The 17124-nt window shown below is 49.7% G+C and carries 16 protein-coding genes; 15 read left to right on the top strand and 1 reads right to left on the bottom strand.

All coding sequences use genetic code 11. The features are described from left to right. Nucleotides 1-37: 37 nt before the first annotated feature. The 5 genes from miaB (at nt 38) to lnt (ending at nt 5635) form a co-directional block, all read left to right on the top strand. On the top strand, nt 38-1462 hold the full coding sequence (gene miaB / locus I3X05_RS03645; RefSeq protein ID WP_045570638.1) for a tRNA (N6-isopentenyl adenosine(37)-C2)-methylthiotransferase MiaB: 1425 nt from the start codon (nt 38-40) through the stop codon (nt 1460-1462). A gap of 71 nt (nt 1463-1533) precedes the next feature. Next, nucleotides 1534-2646 (top strand): PhoH family protein, encoded by a 1113-nt coding sequence (locus I3X05_RS03640; RefSeq protein WP_045570639.1) that lies wholly within the window; start codon nt 1534-1536, stop codon nt 2644-2646. After that, complete coding sequence (gene ybeY / locus I3X05_RS03635) at nt 2636-3100, top strand: rRNA maturation RNase YbeY (RefSeq protein ID WP_045570640.1); 465 nt, start codon at nt 2636-2638, stop codon at nt 3098-3100. The genes I3X05_RS03640 and ybeY overlap by 11 nt, the downstream gene beginning before the upstream one ends. Before the next feature lie 78 nt (nt 3101-3178). Next, complete coding sequence (gene corC / locus I3X05_RS03630; RefSeq protein ID WP_045570641.1) at nt 3179-4078, top strand: CNNM family magnesium/cobalt transport protein CorC; 900 nt, start codon at nt 3179-3181, stop codon at nt 4076-4078. 39 nt (nt 4079-4117) lie between these two features. Continuing rightward, a complete protein-coding gene (gene lnt, locus I3X05_RS03625; RefSeq protein WP_045570713.1) occupies nt 4118-5635 on the top strand; it encodes an apolipoprotein N-acyltransferase in 1518 nt (505 codons plus the stop codon). A gap of 80 nt (nt 5636-5715) precedes the next feature. On the opposite strand, the gene I3X05_RS03620 is transcribed toward lnt, so the two are convergent. Continuing rightward, nucleotides 5716-6186 (bottom strand): zinc ribbon-containing protein, encoded by a 471-nt coding sequence (locus I3X05_RS03620; RefSeq protein ID WP_045570642.1) that lies wholly within the window; start codon nt 6184-6186, stop codon nt 5716-5718. Between the two features lie 122 nt (nt 6187-6308). Here I3X05_RS03620 and leuS point away from each other — a divergent pair, with 122 nt between their 5' ends. The 10 genes from leuS (at nt 6309) to ybeD (ending at nt 16982) form a co-directional block, all read left to right on the top strand. Continuing rightward, on the top strand, nt 6309-8885 hold the full coding sequence (leuS, locus tag I3X05_RS03615; protein WP_045570643.1) for a leucine--tRNA ligase: 2577 nt from the start codon (nt 6309-6311) through the stop codon (nt 8883-8885). A gap of 175 nt (nt 8886-9060) precedes the next feature. After that, the gene (gene lptE / locus I3X05_RS03610) at nt 9061-9579 is read left to right on the top strand and encodes an LPS assembly lipoprotein LptE (protein WP_045570644.1); all 519 of its coding nucleotides are present in this window, start codon (nt 9061-9063) and stop codon (nt 9577-9579) included. Between the two features lie 5 nt (nt 9580-9584). After that, nucleotides 9585-10610 (top strand): DNA polymerase III subunit delta, encoded by a 1026-nt coding sequence (holA, locus tag I3X05_RS03605; RefSeq protein ID WP_045570645.1) that lies wholly within the window; start codon nt 9585-9587, stop codon nt 10608-10610. 69 nt (nt 10611-10679) lie between these two features. After that, on the top strand, nt 10680-10997 hold the full coding sequence (rsfS, locus tag I3X05_RS03600; RefSeq protein WP_039424530.1) for a ribosome silencing factor: 318 nt from the start codon (nt 10680-10682) through the stop codon (nt 10995-10997). Between the two features lie 4 nt (nt 10998-11001). Continuing rightward, the gene (gene rlmH / locus I3X05_RS03595) at nt 11002-11472 is read left to right on the top strand and encodes a 23S rRNA (pseudouridine(1915)-N(3))-methyltransferase RlmH (RefSeq protein WP_039424527.1); all 471 of its coding nucleotides are present in this window, start codon (nt 11002-11004) and stop codon (nt 11470-11472) included. Nucleotides 11473-11502: 30 nt separating this feature from the next. Next, nucleotides 11503-13395, top strand: a complete 1893-nt coding sequence (gene mrdA, locus I3X05_RS03590) for a penicillin-binding protein 2 (RefSeq protein ID WP_045570646.1) — start codon at nt 11503-11505, stop codon at nt 13393-13395. Next, nucleotides 13395-14516 carry a rod shape-determining protein RodA gene (gene rodA, locus I3X05_RS03585; RefSeq protein ID WP_045570647.1) on the top strand — a complete coding sequence of 374 codons (1122 nt, stop codon included), beginning with the start codon at nt 13395-13397 and terminating at the stop codon, nt 14514-14516. Before mrdA ends, rodA begins: the two co-directional genes overlap by 1 nt. Then, on the top strand, nt 14516-15310 hold the full coding sequence (locus I3X05_RS03580) for a septal ring lytic transglycosylase RlpA family protein (RefSeq protein WP_045570648.1): 795 nt from the start codon (nt 14516-14518) through the stop codon (nt 15308-15310). Before rodA ends, I3X05_RS03580 begins: the two co-directional genes overlap by 1 nt. A gap of 91 nt (nt 15311-15401) precedes the next feature. Further along, nucleotides 15402-16583, top strand: coding sequence for a serine hydrolase (locus tag I3X05_RS03575; RefSeq protein ID WP_045570649.1), 1182 nt, complete (start codon nt 15402-15404; stop codon nt 16581-16583). A gap of 120 nt (nt 16584-16703) precedes the next feature. Continuing rightward, nucleotides 16704-16982 carry a DUF493 family protein YbeD gene (gene ybeD, locus I3X05_RS03570; protein ID WP_039424513.1) on the top strand — a complete coding sequence of 93 codons (279 nt, stop codon included), beginning with the start codon at nt 16704-16706 and terminating at the stop codon, nt 16980-16982. Nucleotides 16983-17124 lie beyond the last annotated feature (142 nt).

The raw sequence follows: 17124 nt of genomic DNA, 5'->3' as shown, positions 1-17124 counted from the left end.
TCAACGTTTTTTCAGTATTAATACGAGCGAAAGTGAGATGAGTAAGAAACTGCTAATTAAGACCTGGGGTTGCCAGATGAACGAATACGATTCATCAAAAATGGCGGATCTGCTGAACGCAGCGAATGGCTACGAATTAACAGAAGAACCAGAAGAAGCTGATGTCTTACTCCTGAATACCTGTTCTATCCGTGAAAAAGCACAAGAGAAAGTATTCCACCAGCTTGGTCGTTGGAAAACGCTGAAAGACAAAAAACCAGGCGTAGTGATTGGCGTTGGTGGTTGTGTGGCGACTCAGGAAGGGGATCACATTCGCGATCGCGCCCCGTTTGTTGACGTCATTTTTGGCCCGCAAACCCTGCACCGTCTGCCTGAAATGATCAAACAATCACAAACCGAACATGCGCCAGTGATGGACATTTCTTTCCCTGAGATTGAGAAATTCGACCGCCTACCAGAGCCTCGTGCGGAAGGCGCTAGCGCCTTCGTTTCCATCATGGAAGGCTGTTCTAAATACTGTACTTACTGCGTGGTGCCCTACACCCGTGGTGAGGAAGTAAGCCGTCCGATGGACGACGTACTTTATGAAATCGCCCAACTCGCTGAGCAAGGTGTACGCGAAGTGAACCTGCTTGGGCAGAACGTGAACGCCTACCGTGGACCAATGCACGATGGCGAAATCTGCTCGTTTGCTCAGTTACTGCGTTTAGTCGCCTCGATTGACGGCATTGACCGCATTCGCTTTACCACCAGCCACCCGCTGGAATTTACTGACGACATCATCGCAGTTTACGAAGACACCCCTGAACTGGTGAGCTTCCTGCATTTGCCAGTACAAAGCGGCAGCGACCGTATTCTGACCATGATGAAACGCCCACACACGGCCATTGAATACAAGTCGATCATCCGTAAACTGCGTAAAGCACGCCCTGACATTCAAATCAGTTCGGACTTCATTGTCGGATTCCCTGGTGAAAGCGACAAAGATTTCCAAGACACAATGAAACTGATCCGCGAGGTCGATTTTGATATGAGCTTTAGCTTTATCTTCTCACCTCGCCCAGGGACGCCAGCGGCCGACTACCCTTGTGAACTGTCGGAAGAGACCAAAAAAGAGCGTTTGTACGAACTGCAGCAACAGATCAATACACAAGCAATGCGCTATTCTCGCCTGATGATGGGAACAGAACAGCGTATTCTAGTCGAAGGCCCGTCGAAGAAAAATTTGATGGAACTGCGTGGTCGTACCGAAAACAACCGCGTGGTCAATTTCGAAGGCAGCGCTGACCTGATTGGCCAATTTGTCGATGTGAAGATCGTCGACGTTTTCCCGAACTCTCTGCGTGGTGAGTTGATTCGTACCGAAAAAGAGATGAATCTGCGCAGTGTTATTTCTCCAACCCAAATGATGGCGAAAACCCGCCGTGAAGATGAGCTGGGTGTAACAACTTTTACGCCTTAAGCTTATAGAAACCGCCATAGGGGATCTGGTCGTTATCAGGTCCCCGAAAGTGGCCGTAATGAGAGGCAAATTTGAGCAATAAAATAGTTACTCTGGAAATCAATCTAGAACCTTCAGACAATCGTCGTCTTGCCAGTTTATGTGGTCCGTTTGACGACAATATCAAGCATTTAGAACGTCGCCTTGGCGTTGAAATCAGTAACCGTGGCCACTTTTTTACCATCGTTGGTAAAGCGCACACCTCGGCCGCAGCACTGGACATACTCAAAACCCTGTACGTGGAAACCTCACCAGTACGCGATCAAATCAAAGACATCGAGCCAGAAGATATTCACCTCGCAATCAAAGAGTCTGGTGTTCTTGAGCAGCACAGTGAATCTGCGATTGCTCACGGAAAAGAAGTTTTTGTTAAGACCAAAAAAGGCGTCATCAAACCAAGAACGCCCAATCAGGCGCAGTATCTGGTCAACATGGTCACGCACGACATCACCTTCGGTATTGGCCCTGCCGGAACAGGTAAAACCTATCTAGCGGTCGCCGCTGCGGTCGATGCTTTGGAGCGCCAAGAGATCCGCCGCATTCTGCTCACCCGCCCTGCCGTTGAAGCGGGCGAGAAACTCGGCTTTCTTCCCGGTGATTTGAGCCAAAAAGTGGACCCATACCTACGCCCATTGTACGACGCCCTATTCGAAATGCTCGGCTTTGAGCGCGTAGAGAAACTGATTGAGCGTAACGTCATCGAAGTAGCGCCGCTCGCTTACATGCGCGGACGCACGCTTAACGACGCCTTCATTATTCTTGATGAGAGTCAAAACACTACGGTTGAACAGATGAAAATGTTCTTAACTCGCATCGGTTTTAACTCTCGCGCCGTGATTACCGGTGACGTGACTCAGATTGACTTGCCTCGCGGTGCAAAATCTGGCCTGCGCCATGCGATTGAAGTGCTCAATGAGGTCGACGAAATTAGCTTTAACTTCTTCCAATCAGACGACGTGGTACGCCACCCGGTGGTCGCTCGTATCGTCAATGCCTACGAAAAGTGGGAAGCGCAAGACCAAAAAGAGCGTAAAGCATTTGAGCAGCGTCGCCGTGAAGAACGTGATGCCAAATTACTTGAAGCCGCCAAAGCCGAACTTAGCGCGACACTCCATACCGACAAGGAAACCACCAATGGCCATTGAACTGGATCTGCAATTCGCAGTCGAAGATCACAGTGGATTGCCCTCTGCAGAGATGTTGCAAAGCTGGCTGGATAAAACCATCGCGCCGTTCCAGCCACAAGCTGAAGTCACCATTCGTATCGTCGATGAGACAGAGAGTCACCAGTTAAATTTCGATTATCGCGGTAAAGATAAGCCAACCAATGTGCTCTCCTTCCCATTCGAAGCGCCGCCCGGAATGGAGCTCGATCTGCTCGGTGATTTGGTGATTTGCCGTCAGGTGGTAGAGCAAGAAGCCATCGAGCAAAATAAGCCCTTGATGGCGCACTGGGCGCATATGGTTGTACATGGTAGCCTGCATCTGCTAGGTTATGACCATATCGAGGACGACGAAGCAGAAGAGATGGAGTCCCTCGAGAGTGAAATCATGCAGGAAATGGGCTTTGAAGACCCCTATCTTGCGGAGAAAATGTAAGTATCTCGCGCGCTATCTTGCGCAGATACTGAGATGTGAGCTATCACACATCTGGTAGCGTTACTAATTAGAGAAACAATGAACGAAGATAATTCTCCCTCTTCTAGCGAAGGTAAAAAAGAAAAGGCGGAAGGTCCGAGTAGAAAGTCCTTCTTTGAACGCCTTGGTCAATTATTTCAAGGAGAGCCGAAAGACCGCCAAGAACTGGTTGATGTCATTCGCGACTCTGAAATCAATGACCTGATTGACCATGACACCCGAGATATGCTCGAAGGCGTGATGGAAATCGCAGAGATGCGAGTGAGAGATATCATGCTCCCTCGCTCGCAAATGGTCACTATCGAGAGAAAAGACGATCTCGATACCCTTATCGCTCTCATCACCGACGCACAGCACTCACGCTATCCGGTGATCAGCGAAGACAAAGACCATGTCGAAGGCATTCTGCTTGCGAAGGACTTACTCAAATACTTAGGCTCAGACAGTGCTCCATTTGATATCGAAGAGGTTATCCGCCCTGCGGTAGTGGTTCCTGAAAGCAAGCGAGTAGATCGCCTGCTCAAAGAGTTCCGCCAAGAACGTTATCACATGGCTATTGTTGTTGATGAATTTGGTGGAGTATCCGGCCTTGTCACCATTGAAGACATTCTCGAAGAGATTGTCGGTGATATCGAAGATGAGTTCGATGAAGAAGAAGATGCCGATATTCGTAAACTCAGTAAACACACGTTTTCGGTCAAAGCACTCACTACCATTGAAGAGTTTAACGAGCTCTTTGGTACTCGCTTTAGTGATGAAGAGATCGATACCGTGGGCGGTTTGGTGACGACAGCCTTTGGCCATCTACCATCGCGCGGCGAAGTGATTGAAATTGAAGGTTACAACTTCAAAGTCACCGCCTGCGATAACCGACGTGTGATCCAACTTCAGGTAACCGTTCCAGAAGCGATGTCTGTAGCAGAAACTCCTGAAGAGTAACGCTCACTTCCTCACATGAGGAAAATCTGGCGAATAATGATGAATAACAACTTATTTCATCGCCTCAAGCGGCCCATTGCGGCCGCTTTTGTTGGCGCTTTAACCACTCTTGCTTTTGCCCCCTATCAAATTTGGCCGCTGGCGTTGCTCAGCCCGACTTTACTGCTACTGCTCCTGCAACGACAAACACCACGCCAAGCGTTGGGGATTGGTTATGCGTGGGGATTGGGACAATTTGCCTCAGGAGTGAGCTGGGTTTATGTCAGTATCTCTGGGTTTGGCGGCATGCCGTTAGCGGCTAACCTGTTTCTCATGGGGGCCTTAATCGCTTATTTAGCCCTGTATAGCGGCCTATTTGCTTGGTGCTATCAACGCTTTTTTGCCGAGGCCACCTTGGTTAATTTGCTGCTTGCCTCACCGGCCTTATGGTTAATCACGGACTGGTTACGCGGTTGGGTGATGACGGGCTTTCCTTGGCTATGGCTGGGTTACAGCCAAATTGATTCCCCTTTGGCAAGCTTCGCACCGATGGGGGGCGTTGAGCTACTGACGCTGCTGCTGCTTGTCTCTTCGGGCGCTTTCGCTTACATGCTAATCCATAAACGTTGGTCGATGGCTTTGCTCCCTCTGGTGATTTTTAGCACTGGCTTTGGTCTTCCCTCATTCGATTGGGTTACGCCTCAGACAGACAAAACGACCAAAGTGGCGCTAATTCAAGGCAATGTTGATCAAAATCTCAAATGGCTCCCCAGTCAGCGCTGGCCAACCATTATGAAGTACACCGACCTGAGCCGGGAAAACTGGGATGCGGATATCATCGTCTGGCCGGAAGCCGCCATACCAGCGCTAGAAGTCGATCTGCCTTCCTACCTACGCAATCTCGATAGTGCGGCAAAAATGAACGACAGCGCCATTATCACTGGCGTGGTCAACCAATCTGAGGATGGCCAGTTCTACAACAGCATTCTCTCGGTGGGGGTCACCGCTTATGGCGATTACCAGTTTGATCTTTCAAAACGCTACCACAAACACCACTTGTTACCTTTTGGTGAGTTTGTGCCGTTTGAACAGCTTCTTCGCCCGCTGGCGCCCTTTTTTAACTTGCCGATGTCCTCATTCAGCCGCGGCACCTTTGTCCAGCCAAACATTCGGGCGAACGGCTTTCATCTTGCGCCCGCACTCTGCTACGAGATTATTTTCAACGAGCAGGTACGGCAAAATGTCACCGATGAGACCGATTTCCTGCTCACTCTGTCGAATGATGCTTGGTTTGGTCACTCAATTGGTCCACTGCAACACATGGAAATCGCTCGCATGCGGGCACTGGAACTGGGGAAACCGCTTATTCGCTCAACCAATAACGGCCTAACGGCTGTCACGGATCACAAAGGCAAGATTGTCGCTTCTATTGCTCAATTTGAGACCGCTGTTCTGCGCGCCGAGTTAACGCCAACGCTTGGACAGACGCCGTACCAACGCTTTGGTACCTGGCCAATCTACTTTTGGGTTGCTGCCGCGCTGAGTTTGGCCCTGCTGGCCAATCGTCGCAACGTATAACTCAGGTGCAAAAACACAAAAGGTACGCAACTGCGTACCTTTTTCCTGATTTGCAAACACAACGATGCTTAACGGCTGGCTTAAGGCTTGAGTGCCTGACGACTAAACCCCGTGTGACCGCATTTAATGCAGGGAATAATCACCGTCGGATGGTTATAACTGGTTTTGTGCCCGCACTCATCGCACACCAAATTCCCCAGACCAATCACCTCACCCGCTTCGTACAGCCCTTGATGTTCGAGATCTTCAAACAGCTCAACCCACTCCACTTTGGTTCTATCGGTGATTTCAAGTAGCCCCTGCCAGATAGAATCGGCAATCGTCAGATAAAAAGGACCGCTTTTACTCTCTTCATAACTGTCGGCGAACTCTTTCAAATCCGCCTTCACATAAGCGGAAATCAGCGCCAGCTCATCTTTGGTCATGTCATTGGCGGCGGAGATCACCTTGCCCGAGGTTTGCAGTACTTGATTCACTTCGTCCGGACTATGTTTGAGTGTCTCAATGACATCTTCCAATATTTCTTCATAACCGGTTTTACGTTTCGGCATAACTGACCTCCATCGGTAAAGATTGGCTATTGTTGTGCACCCTGCCTTTAGGTATTCTATGACGATCTATTTCAATCTGTTCTAACCGAACTCACAAATTCCAAGATAACCGGATACCATCGATGCAAGAACAATATAATCCACAAGATATTGAACAGAAAGTTCAACAGCACTGGGACAACAATAAAACCTTCGTTGTGACTGAAGATCCAACTAAAGAGAAATTCTACTGCCTCTCTATGTTCCCATACCCAAGTGGTCGACTACACATGGGTCACGTGCGTAACTACACCATCGGTGACGTCGTATCTCGTTTTCAACGCCTACAAGGTAAAAACGTCATGCAGCCCATCGGCTGGGACGCTTTCGGCCTACCCGCAGAAAACGCAGCGGTAAAAAACAACACCGCTCCTGCGCCTTGGACTTACGAAAACATCGAATACATGAAAAACCAGCTGAAATTGCTGGGTTTTGGTTATGACTGGAATCGTGAATTTGCTACTTGCCGCCCTGAGTATTACCGCTGGGAGCAAGAATTTTTTACCAAACTGTATGAAAAAGGCTTGGTTTACAAGAAAACCTCTTCAGTTAACTGGTGTCCGAACGACCAAACTGTTCTGGCTAACGAGCAAGTGGAAGATGGCTGCTGCTGGCGTTGTGATACGCCTGTAGAGCAAAAAGAGATCCCGCAGTGGTTCATTAAGATCACCGCATATGCGCAAGAGCTGCTTGACGATCTGGACAACCTAGAAGGCTGGCCAGAAATGGTCAAAACCATGCAGCGCAACTGGATCGGCCGCTCTGAAGGCGTTGAGCTCAAGTTTGCGGTGAAAGACCAAGCGCAAGATCTGGAAGTGTATACCACACGTCCTGATACGCTGATGGGCGTGACTTACGTGGGTATCGCCGCAGGTCACCCTTTGGCTAAGCTGGCGGCAGAAACCAATCCTGAGCTCGCCGCGTTCATCGACGAATGTAAAAACACCAAAGTGGCCGAAGCAGAACTGGCGACTATGGAGAAAAAAGGCATGGCCACTGGCCTGACCGCAATTCATCCATTGAACGGTCGCGAAGTGCCTATCTTTGTGGCGAACTTCGTGCTGATGGATTACGGCACAGGCGCGGTGATGGCCGTTCCTGCGCACGACCAACGCGACTACGAGTTCGCCACCAAATACGGTTTAGACATCATTCCAGTGATCAAACCCGCTGACGGCAGCGAACTCGACATTTCAGAAGCGGCCTACACCGAAAAAGGCGTGCTGTTTGATTCCGGTGAGTTCGATGGCCTAGAATTCCAAGCGGCATTTGATGCAATCGCAGCGAAACTGGAAGCCGAAGGCAAAGGCACTAAGACTGTTAACTTCCGTCTGCGTGACTGGGGTGTCTCTCGTCAGCGTTACTGGGGCGCACCGATTCCAATGGTGACCACTGAAGATGGCGTTGTTCATCCGGTTCCGGCCGACCAACTACCAGTGATTCTTCCAGAAGACGTGGTGATGGACGGCGTTACTAGCCCTATCAAAGCCGACAAAGAGTGGGCGAAAACCACCTTTAACGGCGAACCTGCGCTACGTGAAACCGATACCTTCGATACCTTCATGGAATCGTCTTGGTACTACGCACGTTACTGCAGCCCACAAGCGGACGACATTCTCGATCCAGAGAAAGCCAACTACTGGCTACCAGTCGATCAGTACATCGGCGGTATTGAGCATGCGTGTATGCACCTGTTGTACTCTCGCTTCTTCCACAAATTATTGCGTGATGCGGGTTATGTCACCTCTGACGAGCCGTTCAAGCAGCTGCTGTGTCAAGGTATGGTACTGGCTGATGCCTTCTACTACACCAACGACAAAGGCGGTAAAGAGTGGGTTTCTCCGACTGAAGTGAAAGTGGAACGTGACGGTAAAGGCCGCATCACTTCCGCTGTGGATTCCGAAGGCCGTAGTGTGGAACACTCAGGCATGATCAAGATGTCTAAGTCGAAAAACAATGGCATCGACCCACAAGAGATGGTCGACAAATACGGTGCCGACACCGTGCGTCTGTTTATGATGTTTGCTTCACCCGCTGACATGACGCTGGAGTGGCAGGAATCTGGCGTTGAAGGAGCGAACCGCTTCCTAAAACGTGTGTGGAAGCTGGTCAAAGAGCACACTGATAAAGGCTCAGCACAAGCGGTAGATGCGGCTGCACTGTCTGGCGATCAAAAAGCACTGCGCCGCGACGTTCACAAAACCATCGCTAAAGTGACTGATGACGTAGCTCGTCGTCAGACCTTCAACACTGCCATTGCTGCGATCATGGAGCTGATGAACAAGCTGGCCAAAGCGCCTCAAGAGTCTGAGCAAGATCGCGCGATTCTAGACGAAGCACTAAAAGCCGTTGTTGCCATGCTTTACCCAATCACTCCGCACATCTGTTTTGAAATGTGGAGCGCTCTGGGCGAGAGCAACATCGACAACGCAGTATGGCCAACCCACGACGAGCAAGCCTTGGTTGAAGAGGAAAAACTCATCGTAGTGCAGGTAAACGGCAAAGTGCGCGGCAAGATCACCGTTGCCGCAGATGCCAGCAAGGAGCAAGTTGAATCGCTAGGTCTGAGCGAAGAGAACGTGGCAAAACACCTAGAAGGTGTCACAATTCGCAAGGTGATTTACGTACCGGGTAAACTGCTGAGCATTGTGGCGAACTGAGCATCGCTTGGTTTCGAACCTTTTCATGGCTTGATAGTCCAATCAGGGGCGGCGACCACCGCCCCTACTTATCTCAGTCTCTTATCTAAACCCATTGAACGATCAGTGCGTTTAGATAAGAACCATGAAATACAGGCAAGCGCTTGTATTTGCTAACATCAGGAAGAGTCTCTCCATGCGTTTTAAGTCTCTGTTCAACCTCGTCACTGTCCTGACACTCTCTAGCGTGATCTCGGCTTGTGGATTTCATCTACGTGGGGAGTTTTCTGTACCCGATGAACTGAGTACCCTTTCTTTTACCAGTTACGATCAGTACAGCCCCCTAACCCGCTATGTAAACAGCCAGTTGACACTCAACAAAGTCAAGCTTGTTTCACCTGCGGAAAAGGTGCCCAACTTGTATTTGCTGGAAGAAAAACTCACCGAGCGTACTCTCTCACTGTATCAAAACAGCCGTGCGGCGGAAAAAGAGTTAACTTATGTGGTGAAGTACAAAGTCACGCTGCCAGATGTTGGCAGCAAAGATTTCACCACCACAGTCAACCGCAACTTCCTGGACAACCCGCTCACAGCACTGGCTAAGTCGGTTGAGCGCGACGTGATTGAAGATGAAATGCGTGCTCAGGCTGCCAGCCAAATGATGCGTCAATTAGGCCGTCTGCGGGCTGATTTTGATGAGCAAGACAGCCAATAAGCAGCATGAGAATTTTTGCAGAACGGCTGGCGGAACAGCTCAATAAAACCCTTAAATCCGTTTACCTGATCTTTGGCAACGAACCTTTGCTTATCCAAGAAAGCCGCTTAGCGATTCAACAAGCGGCTTTGCGCCAGGGCTTTGAGGAGCGACATCGTTTTGCCGTCGATGCCAGCCTAAATTGGAACGAAGTGTACCACTGTTTTCAAGCCTTGAGCCTGTTTTCCAGTCGCCAAATTGTCGAACTGGAGTTGCCGGAAGCCGGTGTGAATGCCGCGATTGCCAGCGAGTTACTCACGCTCTCCTCAATGCTGCATCCCGACACTTTGTTGGTGGTGATTGGTAGTAAGTTAAACAAAGCGCAAGAAAACGCCAAATGGTTTAAAACGCTCACGCAACATGGCCATTGGGTCAGTTGCCAAACTCCTGATATGGCACGTTTGCCACAATTCGTCCAAGGCCGCTGCCGCCAACTCAGACTCAAACCCGATCAGCAAGCGGTGCAAATGCTGGCACAATGGCACGAAGGGAACTTATTTGCGTTAGTGCAAAGCTTAGAAAAGCTGGCACTGCTCTACCCTGACGGCGTGCTGAACCTGGTTCGTCTGGAAGAGTCTCTCAGTCGTCACAACCATTTCACCCCCTTCCACTGGATAGACGCACTACTCGAAGGCAAAGCCAATCGCTGCCAGAAAATCCTGCGTCAACTCGCTGCGGAAGGAGTAGAAAGCGTCATCTTGTTGCGCTCACTACAAAAAGAACTGATGCTACTACTCAAAATGCAGGCTTTGTCGGCTCAGTTGCCGCTCAACGCTATTTTTGAGCAACATAAAGTGTGGTCAAACAAAAGGCCACTCTACCATGCAGCGCTAACTCGATTGACTTGCCAACGCCTTCAGTGCCTGTTGCAGCTACTTACTCAGGCAGAGCTGCTAGCCAAAACCCAATATGAACAATCGGAGTGGCCACTTCTTCATCAATTAAGCTTGGAGATGTGCCTGCCTGACGCAGAGTTGGCTTGTAAAGCGTAAAAGCGTGCTATATTGCGCGCCTTACTGAATGAATAGTTGAATCAACAGATACACACCGAGGAAATTTGAGTGCTTCGCGAACAACTGAAAGACTTTTTGGCCGATAAAGCAGACGACATGAAAGCGGAGAACATCGTTGTTCTCAACGTTGAGGGCAAATCGAGTGTGACCGATTTTATGATCATCTGCAGTGGAAACTCGAAGCGTCATGTTTCTTCTATCGCTGATCACGTTGCAGAAGAAGTGAAGAAAGTGGGGCTGACACCACTTGGCATGGAAGGTGAGAAAGAAGGCGAATGGGTCGTTCTCGATCTGGGCGACGCCATGTTACACGTAATGCAAGAAGAGCAGCGCCAACTTTATCAACTAGAAAAGCTTTGGGGTTAATGGTTTGAAGATTCAACTCATCGCCGTTGGCACCAAAATGCCGAAATGGGTCGAAGAAGGATTCCAAGAATACCGTCGCCGTTTCCCGCACGATATGCCACTGGAACTGATTGAGATCCCAGCGGGAAAACGAGGGAAAAATGCCGACATCGCACGAATTTTACAAAAAGAGGGCGAAGCGATGCTGGCCGCGGTGCCCAAAGGCAACCGCATCGTGACGTTGGATATTCCCGGCAAAAGATGGGACACGCCACAATTAGCCGAGCAGCTAGAAGCCTGGAAACTCGACAGTCGCGATGTTTCCATCCTGATCGGCGGCCCTGAAGGTCTGGCTCCGGCTTGCAAAGCGGCAGCAGAGCAGAGCTGGTCACTCTCGCCCCTGACATTGCCTCACCCACTGGTTCGCGTGGTGATGGCGGAAAGCTTGTACCGAGCATGGAGTATCACGGCGAATCACCCTTATCACCGTGAATAATTGTCTGTCTAACCCTGAGAACCTGCGTTAATGATACGGAAACGCCGAAGTCAGATACGAGATTACCAAGCCGAAGCACGATTGTTTGCCCGTCGTGCCGTTGTCTCTTTTATTGGCATCATCGCTTTGATGGGCGTATTGGTCGCTAACTTGTACAACATTCAAGTCAACCAATATCAAGATTACCAAACCCGCTCAAACGACAACCGCATCAAAGTTGTTCCGATCGCCCCCAATCGTGGCCTGATTTATGACCGCAATGGCGTGCTGCTGGCGGAAAACCGTCCGGTTTTTGACTTAGAGATCACCCCTGAAAAAGTCAAAAACATGGAGGAAACCATTGCGCAACTGCAGACGATTGTCGATATTTCCCCAGAGCAAATTGAACGCTTTGAGCGCGAGCGTAAACGCACCCGACGTTTTAAATCGGTGCCGATCCTCACCCAACTGACGGAAGAACAAGTGGCGATGTTTGCCGTCAATCAATACCGTTTTCCCGGCGTCGAAGTGAGCGGCACGCTCAAACGCTACTACCCTTACGGCGAAGTGTTAACTCACGTTATTGGTTACGTTTCTCGCATCAATGACCGAGATATGCAGCGCCTGATTGACGAAGAGAAAGACGCCAACTATCAGGCAACACGAGACATCGGTAAACTCGGCATCGAGAAGTACTACGAAGATTTATTACACGGTACGGCGGGCTACCAAGAGGTCGAAGTCAACAGCCGTGGACGCGTGATCCGCACCCTCAGGTTTGTCCCGCCAGTTCCCGGCAAAGATATCGTGCTGAATATTGATATTGAGTTGCAGCTGTATGTCCATCAACTACTTGATGGCCGCCGCGGCAGCGCCATTGTGCTCGATCCGAAAGACAACGGCATTCTGGCCATGGTATCGAGCCCAAGCTATGACCCGAATGCGTTCGTCCATGGCATCTCAGGCAAAGGCTACGCCGATTTGCTCAACGACAAAAATCGCCCGCTAGTCAACCGTACTACCTTAGGGATCTACCCGCCCGCGTCAACGGTGAAACCCTTTATCGCGGTTGCGGCGCTGCAAGAAGGCATTGTCACGCCGACTACTACACGTAACGATCCAGGCTATTGGCGCATCCCCAACTCCGACACCCGTGCGTTTCGCGACTGGTTACGTTGGGGGCATGGCCGAGTCAACCTAGTGCAATCGATTGAAGAGTCAGTCGATACCTTCTTTTATCAAATCGCTTACGATATGGGGATCGACACACTGTCGCATTGGATGAGCATGTTTGGTTTTGGTGACTACACCGGCATCGATATTTTTGAGGAAAGTAAGGCCAACATGCCCACTCGTGATTGGAAAATGTCACGTCATAAAACGCCGTGGTACAAAGGCGACACCATTCCGGTCGGTATCGGTCAGGGCTATTGGACTGCGACACCAATGCAATTGGCTAAAGCGACTTCCGTGCTAGTGAAAGAAGGCAACGTCACCGCACCTCACCTGCTGCGCGCGACGATTGAAAATGGCGAAGCATTCGACACTCGTCAGCTCTCAGACTACGAAACTTCTCCACCGATTCAAAACGTGGCGGATAAGTATTGGAGCCTAGCCAAAGAAGGGATGCGGTTGGCCAACCATGGTAAAAAAGGCACCGCGCGACGCCATTTCGCCAATATGCCTTACATGACGGCGGGGAAATCTGGCACCGCGCAGGTTTTTGGCCTAGCGGAAGATGAAGTGTACAAAGCCGATGAGATTGCTGAGCATTTACGTGATCACGCTCTGTTTACTGGTTTCGCTCCGTTCAATGATCCTAAGGTCATCGTTACCGTGGTACTGGAAAATGCGGGCGGTGGCTCCTCCAATGGCGCTCCGGTCGTGCGACGGATTTTCGATAAAGCACTGCTTGATAAAGAAAGCAACGAGGTCAAACGATAATGAAGCTTGATCCATCCACAGGTAAAAACCGGGCGATGTTTGAACGCCTGCATATCGATTTACCATTGCTGTTGGGTATTTTTGTTCTTATGGGCTTTGGCCTGGTGGTGATGTACAGCGCCAGTGGACAAAATTTGGCAATGATGGACCGACAAGCCATGCGTATGGTGTTAGCCACCGTGGTGATGTTGGTGTTGGCGCAGCTGTCGCCGCGTACCTACGAAACTCTAGCACCATTGATGTTTGTCACTGGCGTCATTTTACTGCTAGGTGTGCTGTTCTTTGGTGAAGCGTCTAAAGGCGCACAGCGCTGGCTCAACCTCGGCTTTGTCCGTTTCCAGCCCTCAGAACTGCTCAAGCTTGCCGTCCCGTTAATGGTGGCGCGTTACATAGGACGTCGCCCTCTCCCTCCGACGTTCAAAACACTGTGCATCGCCATGGCGATGGTGTTTGTGCCGACTATTTTGATCGCTAAACAACCCGACCTAGGTACATCCATCCTCATTGCTGCATCAGGCATTTTTGTTATCTTTCTTGCTGGCATCAGTTGGCGCATTATCGCAGCAGCAGCGGTCGCACTGGGCGGATTCATACCTGTGTTATGGTTTTTCTTGATGCACGAATACCAGAAAACCCGCGTACGAACACTGTTTAACCCAGAATCAGATCCGCTCGGCGCGGGTTATCACATCATTCAAAGTAAGATAGCGATTGGCTCAGGCGGCATCTCGGGCAAAGGTTGGTTGCAAGGCACCCAATCGCAGCTTGAGTTCTTGCCAGAACGCCATACCGACTTTATTTTTGCGGTGATTGCCGAAGAGTGGGGCATGGTCGGTTTCTTGTTATTACTCGCACTTTATCTGTTTATCATCGGCCGCGGCTTATACTTGGCTTCGCAAGCGCAAACCGCATTTGGCCGCATGATGGCAGGCAGTGTGGTGCTCAGTTTCTTCGTCTATATTTTTGTCAACATCGGCATGGTGAGTGGGATATTGCCTGTGGTGGGTGTACCGCTCCCCCTTATCAGCTACGGTGGTACTTCCATGGTGACCTTGATGGCCGGTTTTGGCATTTTGATGTCAATCCATACCCATCGTAAAGCATTCTCAAAGGCGACCTAATGCACTATTCGACCCATTTATCGCTGCTCAGCTTTGCTATGATCTTATTGGTAGGATGCAGCTCTGCACCGACCGGACGTTACGCGTTAGAATCGGACGTCGCGCCGGAACAACCCATTTCAGTCGCGCACATCGAAGATGCGCATCCTCGCTACGAACCTTACAGTTTGGGCGGAAATCGCGACTACACGCTGCGAGGTCAGGAGTATAAGATCGTTCGCGATGCCAAAGGCTTTCGCGAATCTGGCATTGCGTCGTGGTACGGCTCCAAATTTCAAGGGCATTTAACCTCAAACGGCGAGATCTACGACATGTATTCGATGACCGCCGCACACAAAACCCTGCCACTGCCTAGTTACGTCAAAGCCACCAATAAAGATAACGGCAGAAGCACCATAGTGCGAGTCAATGATCGCGGCCCGTTCCACGAAGGCAGGATCATCGATCTGAGCTACGCCGCTGCCTATAAGTTGGACGTGCTCAAAACGGGCACAGCGAATGTTGAGATTGAAGTGCTGACGTTTGCCCCACCAACCGATGCGAAATCGCTACAAAATCACCCACGCTACACAGTGCAAGTGCTGAGTTCAAAATCCGCGGAAAGAGCGCGAACTTTAGCGCAAGATTTGAGTCAAAGCCTCAAGGTCGAGGCGTTTCTCGACAGTAACGACGAGACACATAGGCTGATGTTAGGGCCATTTACTGACTATTCTCTGACGCAACAACTGCTCGATCAGGTTAAGTTAGCGGGTTACCAAAGCGCCTTCATCAAAAAGTACACCGTGGCACGTTGACATACGGCACAACACTTTCTAGTGTTAGACGCTCTGACTTACAGTACGAATCTGTTAAGATATGGACAATTAACCAAAAAATAGAATTACCATGAACAAAACGACAAAACTTGTGAAATCTATTCTCGTTTCTTCCCTTGCATTTTCTGCAACGCTAGCTCACTCAGTTTCTGCTGCTCCCGTCGTGGTTCCAGACGCACCACAGATCGCCGCGAAAGGTTTTGTTCTAATGGATTACCATTCAGGCAAGGTTCTAGCTGAAAAAGAGATGGACACTAAACTCTCGCCAGCCAGCCTGACCAAAATGATGACCAGCTATGTCATTGGCCAAGAGTTAGGCCGAGGAAACATCAACCTTGAAGACGATGTGGTGATCAGCAAGAACGCCTGGGCAAAAAACTTCCCTGATTCGTCAAAAATGTTCATTGAGGTCGGTACCACGGTCAAAGTGAAAGATCTCAACCGCGGCATCATTATTCAATCCGGTAACGATGCGTGTGTCGCCATGGCAGAGCACATTGCCGGTTCAGAAGATGCTTTCGTTGATTTGATGAATGCCTGGGCAAGCTCAATCGGCATGAGCAATACCCACTTCGCCAACGTGCATGGCCTAGACAACCCAAACCTCTATTCAACCCCTTATGATATGGCCCTTTTAGGTCAAGCGCTGATCCGTGACGTGCCCGAAGAGTACCGTATTTACGCTGAGAAAAAATTCACTTACAACGGCATTACTCAGTACAACCGCAACGGCCTGCTGTGGGATAAAAGCATGAACGTGGACGGTATCAAAACTGGCCATACTGATAACGCAGGTTACAGCCTGGTCAGCTCAGCGACCGAAGGCAAAATGCGTTTGATCGCGGTTGTAATGGGCACCAAAGATATGAACGCCCGTAAATCTGAGAGCAAGAAACTGCTCAGTTACGGCTTCCGCTTTTTCGAAACAGTGGCACCGCACAAAGCGGGAGAAACATTTGTCGAAGAAAAAATCTGGATGGGCAACAAAGACACCTTAGCGCTCGGTGTTAATGAAGATACTTATGTCACCCTACCACGCGGACAAGCAAAAAATCTCACCGCTAGCTTTGTACTGGAGAAAGAGCTACAAGCCCCAATCAAAAAAGGTGACATCGTCGGTAAGCTTTACTATCAAGCCGACGGCGAAGATGTCGCGCAATATCCATTGATGGCATTGGAAACAGTCGAGGAAGGCAGCCTGTTCAGCCGACTATGGGATTACATTGTGCTGCTGCTCAAGAGCCTGTTCTAAAATAAAACAATGAGTTATTTTAAGCCGCCTTTGGGGCGGCTTTATTACTCTTGAGATCAAAACCGATAGACAGTACTATTTCGCCCCGCACAACCGAATATCAACCTGGAGTTATTCTCAATGCTAACCATCAACTCTGACGCCAAACTAAAAGATCTTCTTGAGTTTCCTTGTTCGTTTACCTACAAGGTCATGGGTTACGCTAAGCCTGAACTACCAGAAAAAGTACTGGCTGTGATCCAGCGTCACGCGCCGGGTGACTACAGCCCAGCGGTCAAACCGAGTGCGAAGGGCAATTACCACTCCGTTTCCATCAATATTACCGCCACCTCTATCGAACAGGTCGAAACCCTGTATAAAGAGCTGGGTGAGATTGATATCGTGCGCATGGTTCTGTAATTTTTTGATAGATTAAATTTTTTTTGAAAGCAGCATTTCGCTGCTTTCTTTATATTTATCAGATAGATAGATATAAAAATTTCCACTAATGAGTTAAAAACCTGTTACAGACATATAGTTCAAACTGTTGAACAGGTTTATA

Source organism: Vibrio navarrensis, from assembly GCF_015767675.1.
GTDB lineage: Bacteria > Pseudomonadota > Gammaproteobacteria > Enterobacterales > Vibrionaceae > Vibrio.
Note: the sequence above shows the minus strand (reverse complement) of the source record. Positions and strands in the feature narration are given on the sequence as shown.